At 62.2% G+C, this 20,119-nt stretch carries 19 protein-coding genes; 16 read left to right on the forward strand and 3 right to left on the reverse strand.

What is annotated here, in order from left to right:
* From QMK32_RS15050 to pdxS, 4 genes are all read left to right on the forward strand, one after another.
* Positions 1–906, forward strand: a complete 906-nt coding sequence (locus QMK32_RS15050) for a phosphatidylinositol mannoside acyltransferase (RefSeq protein ID WP_283475804.1) — start codon at positions 1–3, stop codon at positions 904–906.
* The gene (locus tag QMK32_RS15055; RefSeq protein WP_283475805.1) at positions 903–2,027 is read left to right on the forward strand and encodes a glycosyltransferase family 4 protein; all 1,125 of its coding nucleotides are present in this window, start codon (positions 903–905) and stop codon (positions 2,025–2,027) included. Before QMK32_RS15050 ends, QMK32_RS15055 begins: the two co-directional genes overlap by 4 nt.
* A complete protein-coding gene (locus QMK32_RS15060; RefSeq protein WP_283475806.1) occupies positions 2,027–3,052 on the forward strand; it encodes an NUDIX hydrolase in 1,026 nt (341 codons plus the stop codon). Before QMK32_RS15055 ends, QMK32_RS15060 begins: the two co-directional genes overlap by 1 nt.
* Before the next feature lie 204 nt (positions 3,053–3,256).
* Positions 3,257–4,192, forward strand: coding sequence for a pyridoxal 5'-phosphate synthase lyase subunit PdxS (gene pdxS / locus QMK32_RS15065; protein ID WP_442972392.1), 936 nt, complete (start codon positions 3,257–3,259; stop codon positions 4,190–4,192).
* A gap of 31 nt (positions 4,193–4,223) precedes the next feature.
* Here the strand turns inward: pdxS and QMK32_RS15070 are convergent, their stop codons facing one another.
* Positions 4,224–4,859 carry a nucleoside/nucleotide kinase family protein gene (locus QMK32_RS15070; protein ID WP_283475808.1) on the reverse strand — a complete coding sequence of 212 codons (636 nt, stop codon included), beginning with the start codon at positions 4,857–4,859 and terminating at the stop codon, positions 4,224–4,226.
* A gap of 98 nt (positions 4,860–4,957) precedes the next feature.
* Here QMK32_RS15070 and QMK32_RS15075 point away from each other — a divergent pair, with 98 nt between their 5' ends.
* The 12 genes from QMK32_RS15075 (at position 4,958) to QMK32_RS15130 (ending at position 18,212) form a co-directional block, all read left to right on the forward strand.
* Positions 4,958–5,809: an acyl-CoA thioesterase gene (locus tag QMK32_RS15075; RefSeq protein ID WP_136169114.1), complete on the forward strand. Its 852-nt coding sequence runs from the start codon at positions 4,958–4,960 to the stop codon at positions 5,807–5,809.
* On the forward strand, positions 5,806–6,408 hold the full coding sequence (gene pdxT, locus QMK32_RS15080; protein WP_283475811.1) for a pyridoxal 5'-phosphate synthase glutaminase subunit PdxT: 603 nt from the start codon (positions 5,806–5,808) through the stop codon (positions 6,406–6,408). Before QMK32_RS15075 ends, pdxT begins: the two co-directional genes overlap by 4 nt.
* Positions 6,409–6,539: 131 nt before the next feature.
* On the forward strand, positions 6,540–7,295 hold the full coding sequence (locus tag QMK32_RS15085; protein WP_269305550.1) for a YebC/PmpR family DNA-binding transcriptional regulator: 756 nt from the start codon (positions 6,540–6,542) through the stop codon (positions 7,293–7,295).
* A 109-nt stretch (positions 7,296–7,404) separates the two neighbouring features.
* Positions 7,405–8,055 (forward strand): crossover junction endodeoxyribonuclease RuvC, encoded by a 651-nt coding sequence (gene ruvC / locus QMK32_RS15090; protein WP_283475814.1) that lies wholly within the window; start codon positions 7,405–7,407, stop codon positions 8,053–8,055.
* On the forward strand, positions 8,052–8,660 hold the full coding sequence (gene ruvA / locus QMK32_RS15095) for a Holliday junction branch migration protein RuvA (RefSeq protein WP_283475815.1): 609 nt from the start codon (positions 8,052–8,054) through the stop codon (positions 8,658–8,660). Before ruvC ends, ruvA begins: the two co-directional genes overlap by 4 nt.
* A complete protein-coding gene (ruvB, locus tag QMK32_RS15100; protein ID WP_136169109.1) occupies positions 8,657–9,739 on the forward strand; it encodes a Holliday junction branch migration DNA helicase RuvB in 1,083 nt (360 codons plus the stop codon). Before ruvA ends, ruvB begins: the two co-directional genes overlap by 4 nt.
* Before the next feature lie 204 nt (positions 9,740–9,943).
* The gene (gene yajC / locus QMK32_RS15105) at positions 9,944–10,360 is read left to right on the forward strand and encodes a preprotein translocase subunit YajC (RefSeq protein WP_283475816.1); all 417 of its coding nucleotides are present in this window, start codon (positions 9,944–9,946) and stop codon (positions 10,358–10,360) included.
* Positions 10,361–10,535: 175 nt separating this feature from the next.
* Entirely contained in the window at positions 10,536–12,281 is a 1,746-nt protein-coding gene (gene secD / locus QMK32_RS15110; RefSeq protein ID WP_283475817.1) for a protein translocase subunit SecD, read from the forward strand.
* Position 12,282: 1 nt separating this feature from the next.
* On the forward strand, positions 12,283–13,476 hold the full coding sequence (gene secF, locus QMK32_RS15115; protein ID WP_283475819.1) for a protein translocase subunit SecF: 1,194 nt from the start codon (positions 12,283–12,285) through the stop codon (positions 13,474–13,476).
* A 37-nt stretch (positions 13,477–13,513) separates the two neighbouring features.
* Positions 13,514–15,196: an ABC transporter substrate-binding protein gene (locus QMK32_RS15120; protein WP_283475820.1), complete on the forward strand. Its 1,683-nt coding sequence runs from the start codon at positions 13,514–13,516 to the stop codon at positions 15,194–15,196.
* Positions 15,193–15,756 carry an adenine phosphoribosyltransferase gene (locus tag QMK32_RS15125; RefSeq protein ID WP_283475821.1) on the forward strand — a complete coding sequence of 188 codons (564 nt, stop codon included), beginning with the start codon at positions 15,193–15,195 and terminating at the stop codon, positions 15,754–15,756. The genes QMK32_RS15120 and QMK32_RS15125 overlap by 4 nt, the downstream gene beginning before the upstream one ends.
* Before the next feature lie 80 nt (positions 15,757–15,836).
* A complete protein-coding gene (locus QMK32_RS15130; RefSeq protein ID WP_502943617.1) occupies positions 15,837–18,212 on the forward strand; it encodes a RelA/SpoT family protein in 2,376 nt (791 codons plus the stop codon).
* A 66-nt stretch (positions 18,213–18,278) separates the two neighbouring features.
* Here QMK32_RS15130 and QMK32_RS15135 read toward each other — a convergent pair whose 3' ends face one another.
* Entirely contained in the window at positions 18,279–19,067 is a 789-nt protein-coding gene (locus QMK32_RS15135) for a peptidylprolyl isomerase (RefSeq protein ID WP_283475888.1), read from the reverse strand.
* Positions 19,067–19,924, reverse strand: coding sequence for a peptidylprolyl isomerase (locus QMK32_RS15140; protein WP_283475822.1), 858 nt, complete (start codon positions 19,922–19,924; stop codon positions 19,067–19,069). The genes QMK32_RS15135 and QMK32_RS15140 overlap by 1 nt, the downstream gene beginning before the upstream one ends.
* Positions 19,925–20,119 lie beyond the last annotated feature (195 nt).

The following is a 20,119-nucleotide window of genomic DNA, read 5'->3' on the forward strand; positions in this document are numbered from 1 at the left end:
ATGACGCTCGTCGAGCGCGCCACCGATGCTGGGTATGCCGCAGGGTGGCGAGTGGTTCGAGCGCTTCCGGACCCGTTGGCTCGGAAGCTGTTCGACAAGGGTGCAGATTTCGCTGCTCGTCGTCGCGGTGGACCGGAGCAATTGCGAAAGAATCTGGCTCGGGTGCTCGACGTGCACCCGCATTTGGTGCCGGACGAGTTGATTCGCGACAGCGTCCGATCGTATGCACGTTACTGGCGTGAAGCGTTCCGGCTGCCCTCGATGGACTTGGATTCCCAGGCCGCGGTGATCGACAAATGTGTTTACGGGCGTGAGCATCTCGACGCCGCACTGAGTGAGGGTTCCGGGGCGGTGCTGGCTCTGCCGCACAGCGGGAATTGGGACATGGCAGGGATGTGGTTGGTCCGAACCTACGGACGTTTCGCCACCGTTGCGGAACGACTGAATCCCGAATCGTTGTATCAGCGATTCGTCGACTACCGCGAAGGCCTCGGATTCGAGATATTTCCGCTGAGCGGGGGAGAATCCCCGCCCTTCGCGGCATTGTCCGAGAGGCTTCGAGCCAATGGGGTCGTCTGCCTGCTCAGTGAACGCGACCTGGCGAAACACGGTGTGCCAGTCTCGTTCTTCGGAGAGCAGACCCGGATGGCGGCCGGGCCTGCGAAGCTCGCCCTCGATACCGGGGCACACCTGCTACCGGTACACGGCTACTTCGACGGTGACGGGTGGGGTTTCACCATTTCACCTCGCATCGACGTCGGCGAGGGTGTCGCCGTTGCTACTCAGGCGCTCGCCGACTCGTTCGCCTCGCACATCGCCGAGCACCCAGCGGACTGGCACATGTTGCAACCTCTGTGGATGTCCGACCTTTCGGACAAGCGAAGAGCACGAATCGAGGAGTCGTGAGGATCGGGATGGTCTGCCCGTACTCCTTCGACGTTCCGGGCGGAGTGCAAGCGCACGTACAACAACTTGCCGAAGTGTTCATCGAGCGCGGACACCGTGTCAGCGTGTTGGCGCCGGCATCGGAAGAGACTCTGCTCCCGGACTTCGTCGTCTCGGCCGGTGAGGCATTGGCGATTCCGTACAACGGCTCTGTTGCCCGTCTGCGTTTCGGGCCCGTGACCTATTCGAGAATCCGTCGATGGATCAGTGAGAACGATTTCGACGTTCTGCACATTCATGAGCCCAATGCGCCGAGTCTGTCGATGCTCGCCCTCAAAGCCGCCGACGGGCCGATCGTCGCCACTTTTCATACCTCGACCACGAAGTCGTTGTTCCTGAGCACATTCCAAGGGGTGCTTCGGCCTTACCACGAGAAGATCAGCGGCAGAATTGCGGTGTCCGAGCTTGCCCGACGGTGGCAGGTCGAAGCCCTCGGTGGCGACGCCGTCGAGATCCCCAATGGCGTCGACGTCGCCGCATTCGCGGGGGCGCCGCTTTTGCCCGGTTATCCGCGAGCGGGGAAAACCGTGCTGTTTCTCGGGCGCTTCGACGAACCGCGTAAAGGTATGGGGGTGCTCCTCGGTGCCCTCCCGTCGCTCGTAGCGCGGCATCCCGATATCGAGATTCTCATCGTCGGTCGCGGTGACGCGGAAAGCCTGCGGAACGACGCAGGCGTGCTCGGCCATCATCTGAGATTCCTCGGACAGGTCGACGACGCGGAAAAGGCTTCTGCGATGCGCAGTGCAGACGTCTACTGCGCGCCGAACCTCGGTGGTGAGAGTTTCGGAATCGTGCTCGTCGAAGCGATGGCGTCGGGAACAGCAGTCGTTGCCAGTGAGCTCGATGCGTTTCGTCGAGTGCTACGCGACGGTGCCGCCGGGCTTCTCGTTCCGATCGGCGACTCCGAGGCGCTGGCGACCGCTGTCGATTCTCTGTTGTCCTCGGAGAAACTACGGGTCGGATTGGTCGAAGCCGCAGTTCGAGCCGTTGTCGACTACGACTGGCCGGTGGTCGCCGAACAGATCATGCGCGTCTACGAGACAGTCACCGTCGGAGGCCAGAAGGTGCGGGCGGCGAGCTGATGACACTGTCTGCGTTGACAATTCTCGTACTGGGCTTGGTTTCCGTGGTGATACTGGTCATCGGCCTGTGGGCCTACGCCACGGCCAATCGATTGGATCGCCTTCACGTTCGGTCGGACCTCGCATGGCAATCACTCGATTCGGCGTTGGCCAGACGTGCCGTGGTGGCCCGTGCAGTGTCGGCAGCGACTCGCGATCAGCTCGAGGACAGTAAACGACTCGCCGCTTTGGCCGACACCGCCGAAAGGGCGGAGAGATCGCGACGTGAGGACGCCGAGAATGCCGTGTCCGGGGCACTCGCAGCTCTCGATCCGGCGGATCTTCCGCCGCAGCTGGTTGCCGAACTGGCAGATTCCGAAGCGCGTGTATTGATCGCGAGGCGTTTCCATAACGACGCGGTGCGGGACACCTTGGCGCTGCGAACGACCACACCCGTGCGGATCTTGCATCTGGGCGGTACCGCGCCCTTGCCGACGTACTTCGAAATTGCCGAAAGATCGGCGTCGGAGACCTTCGGCCACAAGGAAAGAGCCGTGCAGCGGACCTCGGCGAGAGTGGTGCTCGTCGACGAACGCGGCCGGGTTCTGTTGTTGCGTGGACATGACCCGATCGTTCCGGAAATCTTCTTCTGGTTCACGATCGGCGGCGCGGTCGAATCCGGCGAGAGTCTGCGTGAAGCGGCCGTGCGTGAGGTCTACGAGGAAACAGGTCTCGAAGTCGAAGCAGCTGATCTCAGGGGTCCGATGTGGCGGCGGGTAGCCACGTTCCCTTTCAACGGAACCCTGATTCGGTCGGAAGAGCTGTTCTTTGCCTACCGCACTCAGGAGTTCGAACCTCAGCACGGTGGCTTCACCGATTTCGAACGACGAACTGTCACCGGCCATCGTTGGTGTGAGGAGGACGACATCCGAGCCTTGGGTACGACCGGCGAAACCGTCTATCCCCTCGAACTTGCCGAGCTGCTCGACGAAGTCAACATCGTGCTTGCCCGCCGAGTGGAGCCGGACGTCCGAGCCATTCGCTGACATCCTTCGGCGGCAGATCGACTGCTCGGTGATCGAGGGCTACCAGTCCAGCAATCGCCGAGTGGTTATAGGTGGTGGTCGAAGGCCAGCCTAGAATCGACCTCGAACAAATACGTCCTTTCGGATCCGCGGGCACGTGCGCCCGCTGCCGTTGAAGGATGATTCGACATCGAGAATGCATTCGATCAAACACAGGAGTTTGCCGTGAGTACCCCCACCGAGACCGACACCAGCGGCTCCCAGGAGAAGGTTTCGAAGCCCGGAATCGGAACCTCCCGCGTCAAGCGCGGCATGGCCGAAATGCTGAAGGGTGGCGTGATCATGGACGTCGTCACCGCTGAGCAGGCCAAGATCGCCGAGGACGCAGGCGCGGTCGCAGTGATGGCACTCGAGCGTGTCCCGGCAGACATTCGTGCGCAGGGCGGCGTGTCCCGAATGAGCGATCCGGACATGATCGACAGCATCATGGCCACCGTGAGCATTCCGGTGATGGCCAAGGCACGGATCGGCCACTTCGTAGAGGCTCAGATCCTGCAAAGTCTCGGGGTCGACTACATCGACGAGTCCGAGGTCCTGACCCCCGCCGACTACGCCAACCACATCGACAAGTGGAACTTCACCGCCCCGTTCGTGTGTGGCGCGACCAACCTGGGCGAAGCCCTGCGTCGCATCACCGAAGGTGCTGCGATGATCCGCTCCAAGGGCGAGGCAGGCACCGGAGACGTATCGAACGCAACAACGCACATGCGTAAGATCCGCGACGAGATTCGCCGACTCACCTCGCTTCCCGAGGACGAGTTGTACGTTGCAGCAAAGGAATTGCAGGCGCCTTACGATCTCGTCGTGGAAGTTGCACGCGCAGGGAAACTCCCGGTCACGCTCTTCACTGCAGGCGGCATTGCAACGCCCGCCGACGCGGCGATGATGATGCAACTCGGTGCAGAGGGCGTGTTCGTCGGTTCGGGAATCTTCAAGTCGGGCAACCCTCAACAGCGCGCAGAGGCAATCGTGAAGGCGACCACCTTCTTCGATGACCCCGATGTGCTGGCCAAGGTGTCGCGCGGTCTCGGCGAAGCAATGGTGGGAATCAACGTGGACGATCTCCCGGTTGGGCACAGGTTGTCCGAGCGCGGCTGGTGAATCCTCGTCGGTGACGGATTCACCGGGGTCGTCACCCCAGCCGGACCGCAGGCCGATCGGGATGGTCCCAGCGAACCCAGAGCGCCGGTCCCGCGGACGCATTGCCCAAGCGTAGGTCCATCTCACGGTAGTAGGTGAGTAGTGGCTCGATCGTCCACTGTTCCTCTGGCCGTGTCCGACGACGCAATGCGCCTGCCGAGAGGTCGAGTCTGATCGTCGCGTCGACGTCGAGGCCTCGGCCCAGCATCATCGGTCCGGCAAGGATCACTACGTGTGTCTGTGCTGCATCGTGCAGCGTAGCGCGCGCCGAGCGATCGCTCTTCTCGTCCCACAAGCGGGGCAGGAATTGGCCTCGACCGCCGGGCCTTAGTGGGGCGATCACCTCGCGTTCGATCGCGTCGAAATCGAACCAACCTGTGCGATAGGTTATTTCGTCCGTTCTGGAGTACTCGAATCGAAGCGAGGCAGGACGAACGAAGTCGTGAAGGTCGACGACATAACACGGGCGACCGGTACTGGAAACGAATGCGCTTGTCCGATAGGCGAAGTCGACGGGATCAGCACCGTCTGGCCCGTCGACGACCGCGACGCAGCGACGGCCCGACGGAAGCAAAGCGCTGAACGTCTCGACGAGTCGTGCCGGCGAGATCGGTTCGAGTTGGGTCATAGAAGAACATCCTTCCTGCACAGGCTCAAGTCGCGGCGGCCGCAGAACGAGTTCATCTCCTTGTTAGCCTTCAGGCAGCTGGTACAGAAAGGTGGATCATGGCGAGTATCGAAGACATTCTCGAGCTCGAGCGCATCGAGGACGACATCTTTCGCGGTCGAACATTTCCCAGTCTGCTGCAGCGGACATTCGGGGGACAGGTAGCCGGACAAGCGCTGGTTTCTGCCGTCCGAACGGTAGGCGAGCAGTATCGCGTCCATTCTTTGCACGGATACTTCATTCGGCCGGGCAACCCGACCGAGCCGACGATCTATCTGGTGGATCGCCTCCGCGACGGAAGGTCGTTCAGCACGCGTCGGGTCACTGGCATTCAGGCTGGTAAGCCGATCTTCACCATGTCCGCGTCCTTTCATGTCGAGGACGAGGGTATTTCGCATCAGGACACGATGCCCAAGGTCGTCGACCCCGAGTCTCTGGCCGACTCGCGTGATCTCCCGGACGGGGGAAGTCCATTCTTTCGAGAGTGGAAAGAATGGGACGTCAGGCTGGTACCGGATGAGCAGACCGAGAAGCACCCGGATTTTGCCGCCCAACAGCGCGTGTGGTTTCGGTACCGGGACAAGCTGCCGGACAATCAGGTTTTTCACGTCTGCACTCTCGCCTACATGAGCGATATGACGCTTCTCGGGTCGGCATTGGTCCCGCATCCCGACGTGTCGACGCAGACCGCGTCACTCGACCACGCCCTGTGGTTTCTCCGGCCGTTTCGGGCCGACGAGTGGTTGTTGTACGACCAGACTTCGCCCTCCGCTGATTTCGGTCGGGCGCTGACACAGGGACGAATCTTCGATCGGCAGGGACGGATGGTCGCTGCCGTGGTCCAGGAGGGGCTTATGCGTTTCGATCGCAACCCCGACCGGGTGAACAAAGATCTGGCCAGGCCCCAGTGAGTGGTCCCAAGATCGGTGTACTCGCGTTGCAGGGGGACGTCCGCGAGCATCTCGCCGCGCTGGAATCTTGTGGCGCCACCGCCACGACGGTTCGCAGACCTGGCGAACTGGACGAGGTAGACGGATTGGTGATTCCCGGTGGGGAATCGACGACGATGAGTACTCTGCTGTCGGTCTTCGAGTTGCTCGAACCGCTGAGAGCGAAACTGAAGGACGGGTTGCCCGCCTACGGGTCCTGCGCGGGGATGATCCTGCTTGCATCGGAGATTTTCGATACTCGTCCCGACGCCCAGCATCTCGATGCGCTGGACATCGCTGTGCGGCGCAATGCGTTCGGCAGGCAGGTCGACTCGTTCGAAACCGACCTGACGTTCGCGGGCATCGAAGGTGAGAAGGTACGCGCGGTATTCATTCGTGCCCCATGGGTGGAACGAATCGGGAACGGCGTCGAGGTTCTGGCCGAAGTTCCGGATGGCCCGGCCGCTGGGCGGATCGTTGCGGTCCGGCAGGGCGCAGTGATGGCAACGAGCTTCCATCCGGAAATCACCGGTGACCGCCGAGTCCACGAACTGTTCGTAGACTTGGTACGCACTACCTAGTGGAACGACAGGGCGCAGTAGCGCATGGATGGCAGTCGATGGATGACGGAACCGAGATAGTGGATCCGGTCACTCGAGCACATGGGTAAAGTACACAACACTTAGCTGAAGCAGGAAAGGGGCTCTATCGCATGAGCGGCCACTCCAAATGGGCCACCACCAAGCACAAGAAGGCGGTAATCGACGCCCGTCGAGGCAAGTCCTTCGCCAAACTCGTCAAGAACATCGAGGTGGCGGCTCGCACCGGTGGTGGCGATCCGGTGGGTAACCCCACCCTGTTCGATGCCATTCAGAAGGCGAAGCGCACCTCGGTTCCCAACGACAACATCGAGCGTGCCCGCAAGCGCGGCGCAGGTGAAGAAGCCGGTGGCGCCGACTGGCAGACGATCATGTACGAGGGATACGGCCCCAGCGGGGTGGCGATGCTCATCGAGTGCCTGACCGACAACCGAAATCGGGCTGCCGGAGAAGTTCGCGTCGCCATGACGCGCAACGGCGGCAACATGGCCGATCCGGGCTCGGTGTCGTACCTGTTCACCCGCAAGGGCCTCGTCACGTTGGAGAAGAACGGGCAAAGCGAGGACGACGTACTGATGGCCGTCCTCGATGCAGGTGCCGAGGAGATCACCGACACCGGAGATACCTTCGAAATTGTCAGTGAACCCACCGACCTCGTTGCGGTCCGCACTGCACTGCAGGAAGCCGGCATCGAGTACGACTCGGCGGAGGCCACCTTCCAAGCATCGGTGTCCGTTCCCGTGGACGTCGACGGTGCCCGCAAGGTGTTCAAGCTCATCGACGCATTGGAAGAAAGCGATGACGTGCAGAACGTGTACTCGAACGTCGAACTGTCCGATGAAGTGATGGCTGCACTCGACGAGGAGTGAAACCGTTCGGGGCGCGAAGACTGATCTCGCTTACGGGTGTCGCGCACCCGATAGGTCGCACCGCTCCGATACGCTATCGAACAAAAGTTCGTAAGCGGAAGGTGTCAGTGTGCGAGTGATGGGCGTCGATCCAGGTTTGACCAGGTGCGGTCTGAGCTTGATCGAAGGCGGGGCCGGTCGCAGTGTCGTGGCGCTCGATGTAGACGTGGTGCGAACGCCGCCCGATATGGATCTGGCGCAGCGTCTACTTCGAATCTCCGAGGCAGCGGAGTACTGGCTGGATACGCACAAGCCGACGGTGGTCGCGATCGAGCGCGTTTTTGCGCAGCACAACGTGCGGACAGCCATGGGCACCGCCCAGGCGGGGGGAGTTATCGCGCTTGCGGCAGCACGTCGCGGGATCGACGTGTGTTTTCACACTCCGAGCGAGGTCAAGGCCGCTGTAACCGGTAACGGTAGCGCCGACAAAGCGCAGGTCACCGCAATGGTCATGAGAATTCTCGGTCTGCAGACCGCCCCTACTCCTGCCGATGCCGCGGATGCGCTGGCACTGGGCATTTGCCATTGTTGGCGTGCGCCGATGATTGCCAGAATGGCGCAGGCCGAAGCGATGGCCGCGCAGCAGAAGCGGAAGTACGAGATTCGGCTCGCCGAGGAACGTAAATCGCGAGCACAGGCAGCGCGGAAGGTCGAACGCGCCAGACTTGCAGCTGTTGCTGCCGCTCCGGTTCGTGCAGCAGGAGAGGCTGGGGCACGATGATCTCCTCGATCAGCGGCGAGGTCCTCGATATCGCCCTCGATCACGTGGTCATCGAGGCATCGGGTGTCGGATACCGAATCAATGCGACGCCAGACACACTCGGCACGTTGAGCCGAGGTTCCGCGTCGAGATTGCTGACGACGATGATCGTCCGCGAGGACTCGATGACCCTGTACGGCTTTTCGGACAGTGAATCGCGCGAGCTGTTCTCACTATTGCTGTCGGTCTCCGGCGTAGGCCCCCGTATTGCCATGGCGACATTGGCGGTACTCGATCCTCAGGCGCTGCGGACGGCACTGGCAGACAGCAACGTGGCCGCGCTGACCAGGGTTCCGGGAATCGGTAAACGAGGTGCCGAGCGCATGATCGTGGAATTGCGTGACAAGGTCGATGCAATCGTGGCAGCAGGGAACACCACGATCGTGCAGTCCGGACCCGGAACGGTCAACTCCGTTCGTGACCAGATCGTCGAGGCGCTCACCGGACTCGGCTTCCCGGCCAAGCAGGCCGAGGACGCGACGGATTCGGTTTTGGTCGAGAGTCCCGATGCGTCTACGTCGGTAGCTCTACGATCCGCGCTGGCCTATCTGGGTAAGAGCAGATGACCGGAGATCCGGAAGAGGAGTTTGCGGATTCGCAGCTCGCGGCCGGGTTGATCGCGGACGACGCAGATGTCGAGACGAGCCTGAGACCCAAAACCCTCACTGATTTCATCGGTCAACCACGCGTGCGTGAGCAACTGCAGTTGGTGTTGACAGGCGCCAAGCTGCGCGGCAGTACCCCCGATCATATTTTGATGTCCGGTCCGCCGGGCCTAGGCAAGACCTCGATGGCCATGATCATCGCGCAAGAGTTGAACACCTCGTTGCGTCTCACATCGGGCCCGGCGCTCGAGCGAGCCGGCGATCTAGCGGCGATGCTCAGCAATCTCGTCGAGGGTGATGTCCTCTTCATCGACGAAATACATCGGATTGCGCGCCCGGCAGAGGAAATGCTCTACCTGGCCATGGAAGATTTCCGGGTCGACGTCGTGGTGGGTAAGGGGCCAGGAGCAACATCGATTCCCCTCGAAGTAGCACCGTTCACCCTGGTAGGGGCTACTACTAGATCGGGAGCGCTGACCGGTCCGCTTCGTGATCGTTTCGGGTTCGTCGCACACATGGACTTCTACGAGCCTGCGGAATTGGAACTCATTCTCCAGCGATCGGCCGGCATACTCGGTGTTCCGATCGACAAGGCTGCGTGCACCGAGATCGCTGGACGCTCGCGAGGCACACCGCGCATCGCCAACCGGCTACTGCGCCGAGTTCGTGACTACGCGGAAGTACGCGGTGACGGCACCATCACCAAAGCCACAGCCCGCGCGGCTCTCGTGGTCTACGACGTCGATCAACTCGGTCTCGACCGGTTGGACAGAGCGGTGCTCAGCGCGCTGATTCGTAGTTTCGGCGGCGGACCGGTGGGAGTTTCCACTCTTGCAGTGGCCGTCGGGGAAGAACCGGCAACCGTCGAGGAGGTGTGCGAGCCATTTCTGGTTCGCGCCGGGATGGTTGCCCGCACACCACGCGGTCGAGTAGCCACTGCTGCGGCGTGGCAACACCTCGGACTCGTACCGCCGCCTGATCTGGCCATCGGCGGAATTTCCGTTCGAACCAACGAGGCTCAGCAGGAGTTATCCGAATAATCTGCTGATAATCGGTGGGAGCTGACCGGATCACCGGTCCAGTAATGGCACACTGGTTCTTTGCGTGGTTCTTCAGCACAGCCGCGGTGACCGAATTGTCGCCTACTTCGGCTGTACGCGAACGTAAGAAACCACCGTGAACACACCGTGGGCACCAATGCCGAAACCGATAGACAACCGAAACTTCGAGGACTGACGTAAAAGATGGAACTGCTATTCCCCCTTCTCATCGTGGCTCTGCTCGTGCCGATGTTCCTGAACGTCCGGCGCCAAAAGAAGGCTCTTGCCCAGACTCAGACTTTGCAGGATTCGCTGAAGGTCGGTGACGAAGTAGTCACCACAGCCGGTCTGTACGCCCGCGTAGTGCTGGTCGAAGACGACACCGTGGACCTCGAGATCGCCGACGGCATCGTGACGACATGGTCGCGCGCCGTCGTGAAAGAGGTCTTGCCCCCGGATTCCGACGATCTCGATTCCGATTTCGCCGGATCCGCGGACGTCATCGAGTCCGACGACGCGACTCCGTCGCTCGAGAAAAGCACGACACTCGACAAGGACGCATCCCCGTCGTCTTCGGAAGAGACCGTGGAGCAGAGCGCGCGTCGTCTCGAAAAAGAGTGATCGACCTGTGAACGAAACCGCTGCCGGGGAAACTCCGGCAGCGGTTTCGCTTGCCGCGCACATGCTGCCCAGTTCGTCTGGAATCACCTGTTCCGACGCGTATCACCCGACAGAGACCGCTTGCGTCCCCTGATCGACCGCATGTTGTCCCACGCCAAGAGGAGAATCACACACCGTGGCACCTTCCAGCGGATCGGTGCATCCAGCCCGCTATCTCGCCGTCTTCGCGGTATTGATGGCCGCTGTGTATGCGCTGGTCTTTTTCACCGGAGACAAGTCGCCAACTCCCAAGTTGGGAATCGACCTGCAGGGTGGCACGCGTGTCACGCTTACCGCCAGGACGCCTGACGGCAGCCAGCCGAGTCAGGACTCTCTGAAGCAGGCGCAGCAGATCATCGAGACTCGCGTGAACGGGCTCGGTGTGTCCGGGTCCGAAGTGGTGATCGACGGCGACAATCTCGTCATCACCGTTCCCGGTGACGACAGTTCGCAGGCTCGTTCGCTCGGCCAGACCGCACGGCTTTTCATTCGTCCCGTGTTGACCGCAGCGCAACCGGCGGCAGGACAGCCGGCGGCAGGACAGCAAGCTCCCGCGAACGGAGCACCTGCGCCCGCTGCGGGCGAGCAGGCCCCGGCCGGCGATTCGGTACCTCAGGGCCGTCCGTTCCCGGCACAGGACCCCAGCGCGGTCGATCCGGTGCCGGTGGCTCCTGACACCGGCGATCCAGGCAGCCCCGAAGCCCCGGCGGCAGTGGCACCCCCGGAGGTCTCCGAAGCCGATGAGGCAGCCAATCAGATCACCGAGGCGAAGGCGCTAAGGCAGAGCGAGGACCCTCAGGTTCAGCAGGCCGCCCTCGCGACGATCGATTGCAATGCACCCGACCCACTGCAAGGCAACGACGACCCCGAATTACCCCTCGTTGCGTGCTCGACCGACGGTGCCTCCGTCTATGTACTCGGGCCGAGCATCATCGACGGTCAGCAGATCGACGATGCTACGTCGGGCTTCAACAGCCAGCAGTCGCGCCACGAGGTCAGTCTGAGTTTCGACTCGGAAGGTAGTAACACCTGGGCGAAGTTCACTGGCGCCAACATCGGCAAGCAGGCAGCGTTCACACTCGACTCGAAGGTCGTCAGTGCACCGCAGATCCAGGGTGCGACACCTGCCGGGAGCGCCACCTCGATTACCGGCCAGTTCACCGCGCAGAGCGCCTCGGAGTTGGCGAACACCCTCAAGTACGGTTCACTGCCGCTGTCCTTTGCCTCCTCGGAAGCAGAAACAGTCTCTGCGACGCTTGGGCTTGCGTCGTTGGAGGCAGGTTTGATCGCCGGCGCCATCGGTCTGGTGTTGGTCCTGCTCTACTGCCTCGTCTACTACCGCGCATTGGGACTGCTGACGGCGCTGTCGTTGGTGCTGGCAGGTCTGATGGTCTACGGAATTCTGGTTCTGCTCGGACGGTGGATCAGCTTCACCCTCGACCTGGCAGGCATTGCCGGGTTGATCATCGGTATCGGTATGACAGCGGACTCGTTCGTCGTGTTCTTCGAACGAATCAAGGACGAGATTCGTGAGGGTCGAAGCTTCAGATCTGCGGTGCCGCGAGGCTGGGCACGTGCGCGAAAGACCGTCCTGTCCGGAAACGCGGTCAGCTTCATCGCCGCTGCGGTGCTCTATGCACTTGCCGTCGGGCAGGTCCGAGGATTTGCCTTCACTCTCGGCCTGACGACGATCCTCGACGTAGTGGTCGTCTTCCTGGTGACCTGGCCGCTGGTCTACCTGTGCACGAAGTCGACATTCTGGTCGAAACCAGGTGTCAACGGCCTCGGCGCAGTGGCGGAGGTCGCGCAGGAACGCAAGCGGGCGGCTGCCCGAACGACATCGAGTACGGTATCGGCCGACGCGTCGACCAAGGGGGCGTGATATGTCCGATTCACCGGAGAAGAACACTTCAGGACCGACCTCGACACTGCTGACGGATTCCGGTGCCGAACAGATGGATCAGCCGCAGCACAGCTGGATGAATCGGCTGTACACGGGTACCGGAGCTTTCGAGATCGTCGGTCGACGTCGCTTCTATTACATCTTGACCGCAACGATCGTCTTGATCTGCCTGTTGAGCATCGCCGTCCGTGGATTCACCCTCGGGATCGATTTCGAAGGCGGCACCCGGATTCAGATCCCGGCCGCGGACAACGTCAGCACCGAGCAGGTCGAGACAGTGTTCGCCGACACCCTCGGATTCGATCCGGTGTCGGTACAGACCGTCGGTTCCGGCGCGGCTGCCACCGTGCAGGTTCGTTCCGAGGCCCTCGATGCTGCCGAAGTGAATTCGGTCAAGACCGCTCTGTTCGATTCCTTCATGCCGGTCGACGGGAACGGAGTTGCGTCACCGAATGCGATCAGCATCTCCGACGTGAGCGAGACCTGGGGCGGACAGATCACCCAGAAAGCATTGATCGCGCTGTTGGTGTTCCTCGTCATCGTCAGCATCTACATCTCCATCAGATACGAACGGGACATGGCGATCGCTGCCCTCGCGGCGCTGGTGTTCGACCTGTTCGTCACGGCAGGTGTCTATTCGCTGGTCGGGTTCGAGGTCACGCCCGCGACAGTGATCGGTTTGTTGACCATCCTCGGCTTCTCGCTGTACGACTCCGTGGTGGTGTTCGACAAGGTCGAAGAGAACACGAGAGGGATTCTGAATCTCAGGCGCAAGACCTACGCAGAACAGGCGAACCTTGCCGTCAACCAGACGCTCATGCGCTCGATCAACACGACGGTGATCGGCGTCCTGCCGGTGCTGGCTTTGATGGTCGTCGCTGTATGGCTGCTCGGAGTCGGAACGTTGAAGGACCTCGCACTCGTACAGTTGGTGGGCATGATCGTGGGCGCGTATTCGTCTATCTTCTTTGCTACACCGCTGCTCGTGACCATCAAGGAAAAGTGGGGGCCGGTCGCCGTTCATACCAAGACGGTGATGGCCAAACGAGCTGAGGCTGCACAGCGCGGAGGGGTTGTCGGCATGGTCGAGTCCTCGGCCGCTACCGTGTCCGCTCCGGCCACACCGCAGCCAGGCTCGAGGCCGACAGGAAAGCGCAACAAGAAGAGGCGTTGATCACGTGCGAGTCTGTCGAACAAGTGTCACAAAGGCGGTGGCGGCTGGACTGGCTGCCACCGTCACCGTGGCTACTGCCGCGGGGTGCTCGGCCGGCGAGGATCCAGTTCCGTCCATCGGGTACGCCGTCGACAATGTCGTGTCCACGTACAACGCTCGAACTGTGGACGGCGCGGCGTCCGGTGCGCGCCAGGCGTTCCCGCGCGTCCAGACCGGATTCAGCTATCTCGGACCCGAGGGAGAGGCGCTGTCCGACAACGACATTGGGAGCGCGTCGGTGGTGCCCGGCGGCGCCCTGACCGTTCGTTATGTGATAGCTCCACAGGCCGTCTACTCCGACGGCGTCCCGATGACCTGCGACGACCTCGTGTTGGCCTGGGCTGCCGAGAGTGGCCGTTTCGTGTCCGGTGCGGACAATTCTTCGCTGTTCGACGCCGCGTCGACTGCAGGGTACTCGGACATCGACAAAGTGGACTGCGTGACCGGTACGAAGGAAGCCACCGTGACCTTTGCGCCCGGGCGGTCCTACCTGGACTGGCGCAGCTTGTTCGGCGCGACAGCTCTGCTACCGGCACACATCGTCGCGCGTGCGGCGAACGTCCCCAACATCGTCGACCCGATCAACACTGGGGACTTGGGTGCGGTGAGTCGGATCGCCGATTTCTGGAACGCCGGTTGGAACTTCGCTCCCGACGCGATCGATACATCCCTCATGCCGTCCAACGGCCCCTACCGTGTCGATTCCTACACCGCAGACGGCGGGCTGGTGCTGGTTGCCAATGACAAATGGTGGGGCGTCCCACCAGAGACGGAACGAATCGTCATCTGGCCCAAGGGAACCGATATCCCGGCACGGAGCGAAGCAGGTGATCTCGAGGTCGTGGACGCCGGTGCCGGGGGAGATGAACCCACCGGCGGATTCGACCGCACCGACTTTCCGTCGATGGGTGTCGAACAGTTGACGTTCGCTACCGGAGGAGCCCTCTCTCCGCCGGCGGTTCGGCGAGCGCTTGCCTCGTGCGTTCCGCGCCAACAGTTGTTCGACGAGGTAGGACATTCCGGATACGAGAAAAGCGTCGGGACAGGATCCGGTGTCGTCGACGCCAGACTTGTGCAGTCCGACACCCTGCTCTACCCGCCGGTGGCGGCTACTGCGGCCGGACGTTATCGCCAGCCGGACACGACCGCATCGTCGTCCGAACTTCGGGCCGCCGGTGTGACGAACCCGACGATCCGGATCGGATACCTCGCTCCGGATGCACGTCGAGGGGACATCGTGGAGACCATCGCTGCCTCGTGCGGTCCAGCAGGAATCAACGTTGTCGACGCTTCGTCGGCGCAGTTCTCTCCCTCTGCCCTCCAACGGGGTGAAGTCGACGTGGTACTCGGATCGGCAGCGTCAGCGTCGGGAGCGGCGGGCGCCGTATCCGACGCGGCAGCTCGGTACAGCCTGCGTGGTGGCGTCGGTAGCAACGTGGGCGGTTACGACAACGGTCGGGTGAATGCAATCGTGGATCAGCTTGCCGTCGATACATCCGATGCAACTTCTCTTGCGGTAGCGACGGAGGGCGAGAACATTCTGTGGAACGACATGCCGTCGTTACCGCTGTTCAACCAGCCGAGGATGCTCCTGGTATCGGACGGCATGAAGAACGTCGTCGCCAATCCGACCGCGGCGGGTGCGGGATGGAATATGGATCGGTGGATACTCCTCCGGTGAGCAAACACAGTGAAACAACTTTCAACGCAAACGCGTCGGCCGAGACCGCCTCGGCAAACATCGATCGATTGGTCCGCTGGGCAGACGACTTCCCGGTCCAGGGTGTACGTTTCGCCGATTTGACACCGGTGTTCGCCGATGCGGACGGGCTCTCGACGGTCATCGAAGCGCTGGCAGTCGCGGGAGCGGGCGCGGACCTCGTGGCAGGTATCGATGCTCGCGGGTTTCTGCTCGGCGCGGGCGTTGCACTTGCGCTCGGATCGGGTGTTCTCGCCGTGCGCAAAGCCGGCAAACTGCCTCCGCCCGTCGTATCGCAGCGGTACGAGCTCGAATATGGATCCGCCCAACTGGAAATTCCCGAATCCATCGACTTGATAGGTCGGCGCATCCTCGTCGTCGACGATGTGCTGGCGACCGGGGGCACGATCGCCGCGACGGCGACATTGCTGCGCGCACGTGGAGCACAGGTTGTGGGAGCGGCGGTGGTGCTGGAGATATCGGAGCTCGATGGCCGCTCCAGGTGTGATGGGTACCCGCTCACCTCCTTGAAAACTGTGTGAGGACTAAAGTCGGACCACAGAGCGTCTGTGCCCGGCGCAAGACCGGGCCATGAACTCAAACGCGGCAGGAGGCGATCAGTGTGACCAGTTACCTCGACCAACCCTCGCCCGAACGGCCCGCTTCGGATTCCGCGACGCCCGAATCGAATACGGCCGATGCGGCCGCTCCGGCGACAGCCGGACGCGGGTCTGTGCCGGCTGTTCCTACGTCGGCATCGAGAAGGGTTCGCGCTCGTCTGGCGCGCCGGATCACCGCTGGTCGCTCGGCCGCCGTCAAACCGGTTCTCGAGCCTCTCGTCAGTCTGCATCGGGACCTGTACCCGAAGGCCGATCTTGCGTTGCTGCAACGTGCCTACGATGTCGCCGACGAGCGGCACGCTACGCAGATGCGCAAGTCGGGCGATCCCTACATCACGCATCCGCTTGCAGTGGCGAACATCCTCGCCGAGCTCGGGATGGATACGACCACGCTTGTCGCTGCACTGCTGCACGACACTGTCGAGGACACGGGATACTCGCTCCCGCAACTCACCGAGGAGTTCGGTGAGGAGGTCGCGCATCTCGTCGACGGGGTCACCAAACTCGACAAAGTAGCGCTCGGCACCGCAGCCGAAGGCGAGACCATTCGCAAGATGATCATTGCCATGGCACGCGATCCCCGCGTGTTGGTGATCAAAGTCGCCGACCGGCTTCACAATATGCGGACCATGAGGTTTCTCCCACCGGAGAAGCAGGCGCGCAAGGCCAAGGAAACCTTGGAAGTTATTGCGCCGCTAGCTCATCGGTTGGGAATGGCGACGGTCAAGTGGGAGCTCGAAGACTTGGCGTTCGCAATCCTGCACCCCAAGAAGTACGACGAGATCGTCCGACTCGTCGCGGACCGGGCGCCTTCCCGTGACACGTACCTCGAGAAGGTTCGCGCGGAAATCAACGCATCGTTGTCGGCGTCGCGTATCAGCGCCGTGGTGGAGGGGCGCCCGAAACACTACTGGTCGATTTATCAGAAGATGATCGTCAAAGGACGCGACTTCGACGACATTCACGACCTCGTCGGCGTTCGCATTCTGTGCGACGAAATTCGTGACTGCTACGCGGCGGTCGGCGTCGTGCACTCGTTGTGGCAGCCGATGGCCGGCCGCTTCAAGGATTACATCGCCCAGCCCCGATACGGCGTCTACCAATCGCTCCACACAACTGTGGTCGGGCCCGAGGGTAAACCACTCGAGGTGCAGATCCGTACCCGGGAGATGCACAGGACAGCGGAGTTCGGTATTGCCGCGCACTGGCGATACAAGGAGACCCGAGGCAAGCACGGCAATGACAACGCCGAGGTCGACGACATGGCCTGGATGCGTCAACTGCTCGACTGGCAGCGTGAGGCAGCGGATCCGGGGGAGTTCCTCGAATCTCTGCGTTATGACCTCGCAGTCAAAGAGATCTTCGTGTTCACCCCGAAGGGTGACGTTGTAACCCTGCCTGCGGGTTCCTGCCCGGTCGACTTCGCATACGCGGTCCACACCGAAGTGGGGCATCGTTGCATAGGGGCGCGCGTCAACGGCAGGCTCGTCGCACTGGAACGCACCTTGGACAACGGCGAGGTGGTCGAGGTTTTCACCTCCAAGGCCGCCACCGCGGGTCCCAGCCGTGATTGGCAAGGTTTCGTAGTATCTCCGCGTGCCAAATCGAAGATCAGACAGTGGTTCGCCAAGGAACGCCGCGAAGAGGCACTGGAAGCCGGGAAGGACTCGATCGCCAAGGAAGTCCGTCGTGGAGGTCTGCCACTTCAGCGCCTGATGAACGCGGAATCGATGTCCACCATCGCCCACGAATTGCGCTATGTGGATGTCTCCGCGCTGTACACGGCGGTCGGTGAAAGCCACGTCTCTGCCCAGCACGTCGTACAACGCCTGGTTGCTCACCTGGGCGGGGTAGGCGACGTCGAGGAAGAGCTTGCCGAACGTTCGACACCGTCGACGATTCCGACCCGGGCCCGACATATCGGTGATGCAGGCGTGCTCGTCTCGGGCTCCGAAGGCATCGTGGCGAAGCTGGCCAAATGCTGTACACCGGTTCCGGGTGACGAGATCCTCGGATTCGTCACCCGCGGAGGTTCGGTCAGCGTGCACCGAACCGACTGCACCAACGCCAAGTCGCTGGAGGAGCAGTCCGAACGGTTCGTCGACGTGCAATGGGCGCCGTCGGCATCATCGGTCTTCCTGGTCGCCATCCAGATCGAGGCCCTCGATCGGCACCGACTGCTCTCCGATGTCACGAAGGCTCTGGCCGACGAGAAAGTCAACATTCTGTCGGCATCGGTGGCGACTTCGGGTGATCGAGTTGCTATCAGCAAGTTCACCTTCGAGATGGGCGACCCGAAGCACCTTGGGCATGTTCTCAACGTCGTCCGCAACGTCGAAGGCGTCTTCGACGTCTACCGCCTGACCTCGGCGGCCTGAACCTCCACTGGCACGGTCGGACGGCGTGTACGCGCGCTCGACCGTGCCAGTGGACTGGCGTCGGCTCTAGTTGACGGTTTGAATTGTCACAGCTGCGTTCGGTGCGCCGTCGCCGCCGGGAGTTACGACCCCTGCCGCAGCGACCTTGTCGAGCGTGGCGAGTCCCTCGGCAGAAATCGTCCCGAAGACGGTGTACTGCGGAGGTAGCACCGAGTTCTCGTAGACGAGGAAGAACTGGCTCCCGTTCGTGTCGGGTCCGGCATTCGCCATCGCGAGCGTTCCGCGCGGGTACACAACCGGCGTCGACGCGGCGGGGTCATCGGCGGGGTAGGCCGTCGTCGGGTATTCGTTCGGGTATTCGTAACCCGGGCCTCTGCTTCCCTTGCCCGAAGGATCACCACACTGGAGAACCTCCAAGCCAGGGGAGGTGGTCAGACGATGACACGGGGTGTCGTCGAAATAGCTCTGAGCTGCCAAGTTGGTGAAGCTGTTGACAGTGCAGGGTGCATCGGACCGGTCCAAGGTCAATCCGATCGGCCCCTGGCTCGTCGTCATCGCCACTTCGACCGTCCCTTCGGCGGACACATCGTCCGTCGTCGGAGGGTTGTTGTCTCGGACGGCAGGACTTGCCGCAGGATAGTCACAACTCGTAGTCGGTGATTCGGGCGTAGGGACCGCGGGCAGTGCTCCGAACTGGCTCAGATCCAACTCCGGCTCGGGTGCGGCGCTGGTCGCCTTCGGCGTCGATGCTGCCGCCGTCGTAGTGGATGTCGCGGTGCCCGATGTGTCCGACGAGCAACCGGCCACGAGCACGGCTACCGCGCCGGCAGCAACGAACAATGCCGACCGCGTGATCACAGGTCGCTCACCACGCTCGTGATATCCACTGGAAGGGCCGGCTTACCGTCCTGGGCGCCGCCTTCGGCCCCGCCTGCTGCGATCTTGTCGAGAGTCTGCAGTCCAGTCTCGTCGATGGTTCCGAACGCCGTGTACGCGGGAGGCAGCTTCGAATCACCGAAGACGAGGAAGAACTGGCTTCCGTTGGTGCCGGACCCGGCATTTGCCATGGCGATGGTGCCGCGGGGATAGGAGATCGGCTGGCTGGCTGCAGGGTCACCGACGTTGTATTGGTCGACCGGGAACTCATCGGCGAACTCGTAACCGGGTCCGCCTTGACCGGTACCCGCAGGATCTCCGCACTGGAGCACCTGCAGGCCAGCAGATGTCGTGAGACGGTGGCAGGAGGTTCCGTCGAAGTATCCCTGGTTTGCGAGTGAAACGAAGCTGTTGACAGTGCACGGCGCCTGCGGGTTGTTCAGCGTGAGCCCGATGTTGCCCTGCGAGGTTTCCATGCTGTAGCTCAGGGGCTCGTCGCTCGTCGGAATCGCGTCGGTGCGGGGTGGCGTGTTCGGCTTCGCCGCCGGTGCCTGTGCCGCCGGGTACGCGCAGTTCACGGTCTCCGGAAGCGGCTCGGAGCGGCCGTCGGTGATGAGCGTGTCTGCAGAAGGAGTGTCCGATGCAGTCGTCTCGGGTTCGTCGCCACCTCGGGTGATCGCGAAAACGACTGCGACCGCGCCGATTACGACGGCCACGCCCAGAACAGACCCGGCGATCGTCAGCTGTTTACGCTTCTTGGCTCGCTCTGCTCGGCGTTCGAGTTGTCGCTCGAGCTTCTTTTTCGCTGTCTCACGCCGTTGCTCGTTGCTGGGCAATTCGCCTGTCCTCCCGCTTGTCCTCGATCGATTACCGGCGCTCGATCCGGCTGTTCGGAGCCGAAACCGGCCGTCAGTGAGTGTGCCATTACATCCTGAGAACACTCTGACGGGCACCGCGGCACGCAGCGCCAGGCACTGGCGATGTCAGTGTGGACACCGTGCAACTAGGCTGAAGAAAAGACCGTGCCAGAC

The organism is Rhodococcus sp. H29-C3 (assembly GCF_030063405.1).
Taxonomy (GTDB): domain Bacteria; phylum Actinomycetota; class Actinomycetes; order Mycobacteriales; family Mycobacteriaceae; genus Rhodococcoides.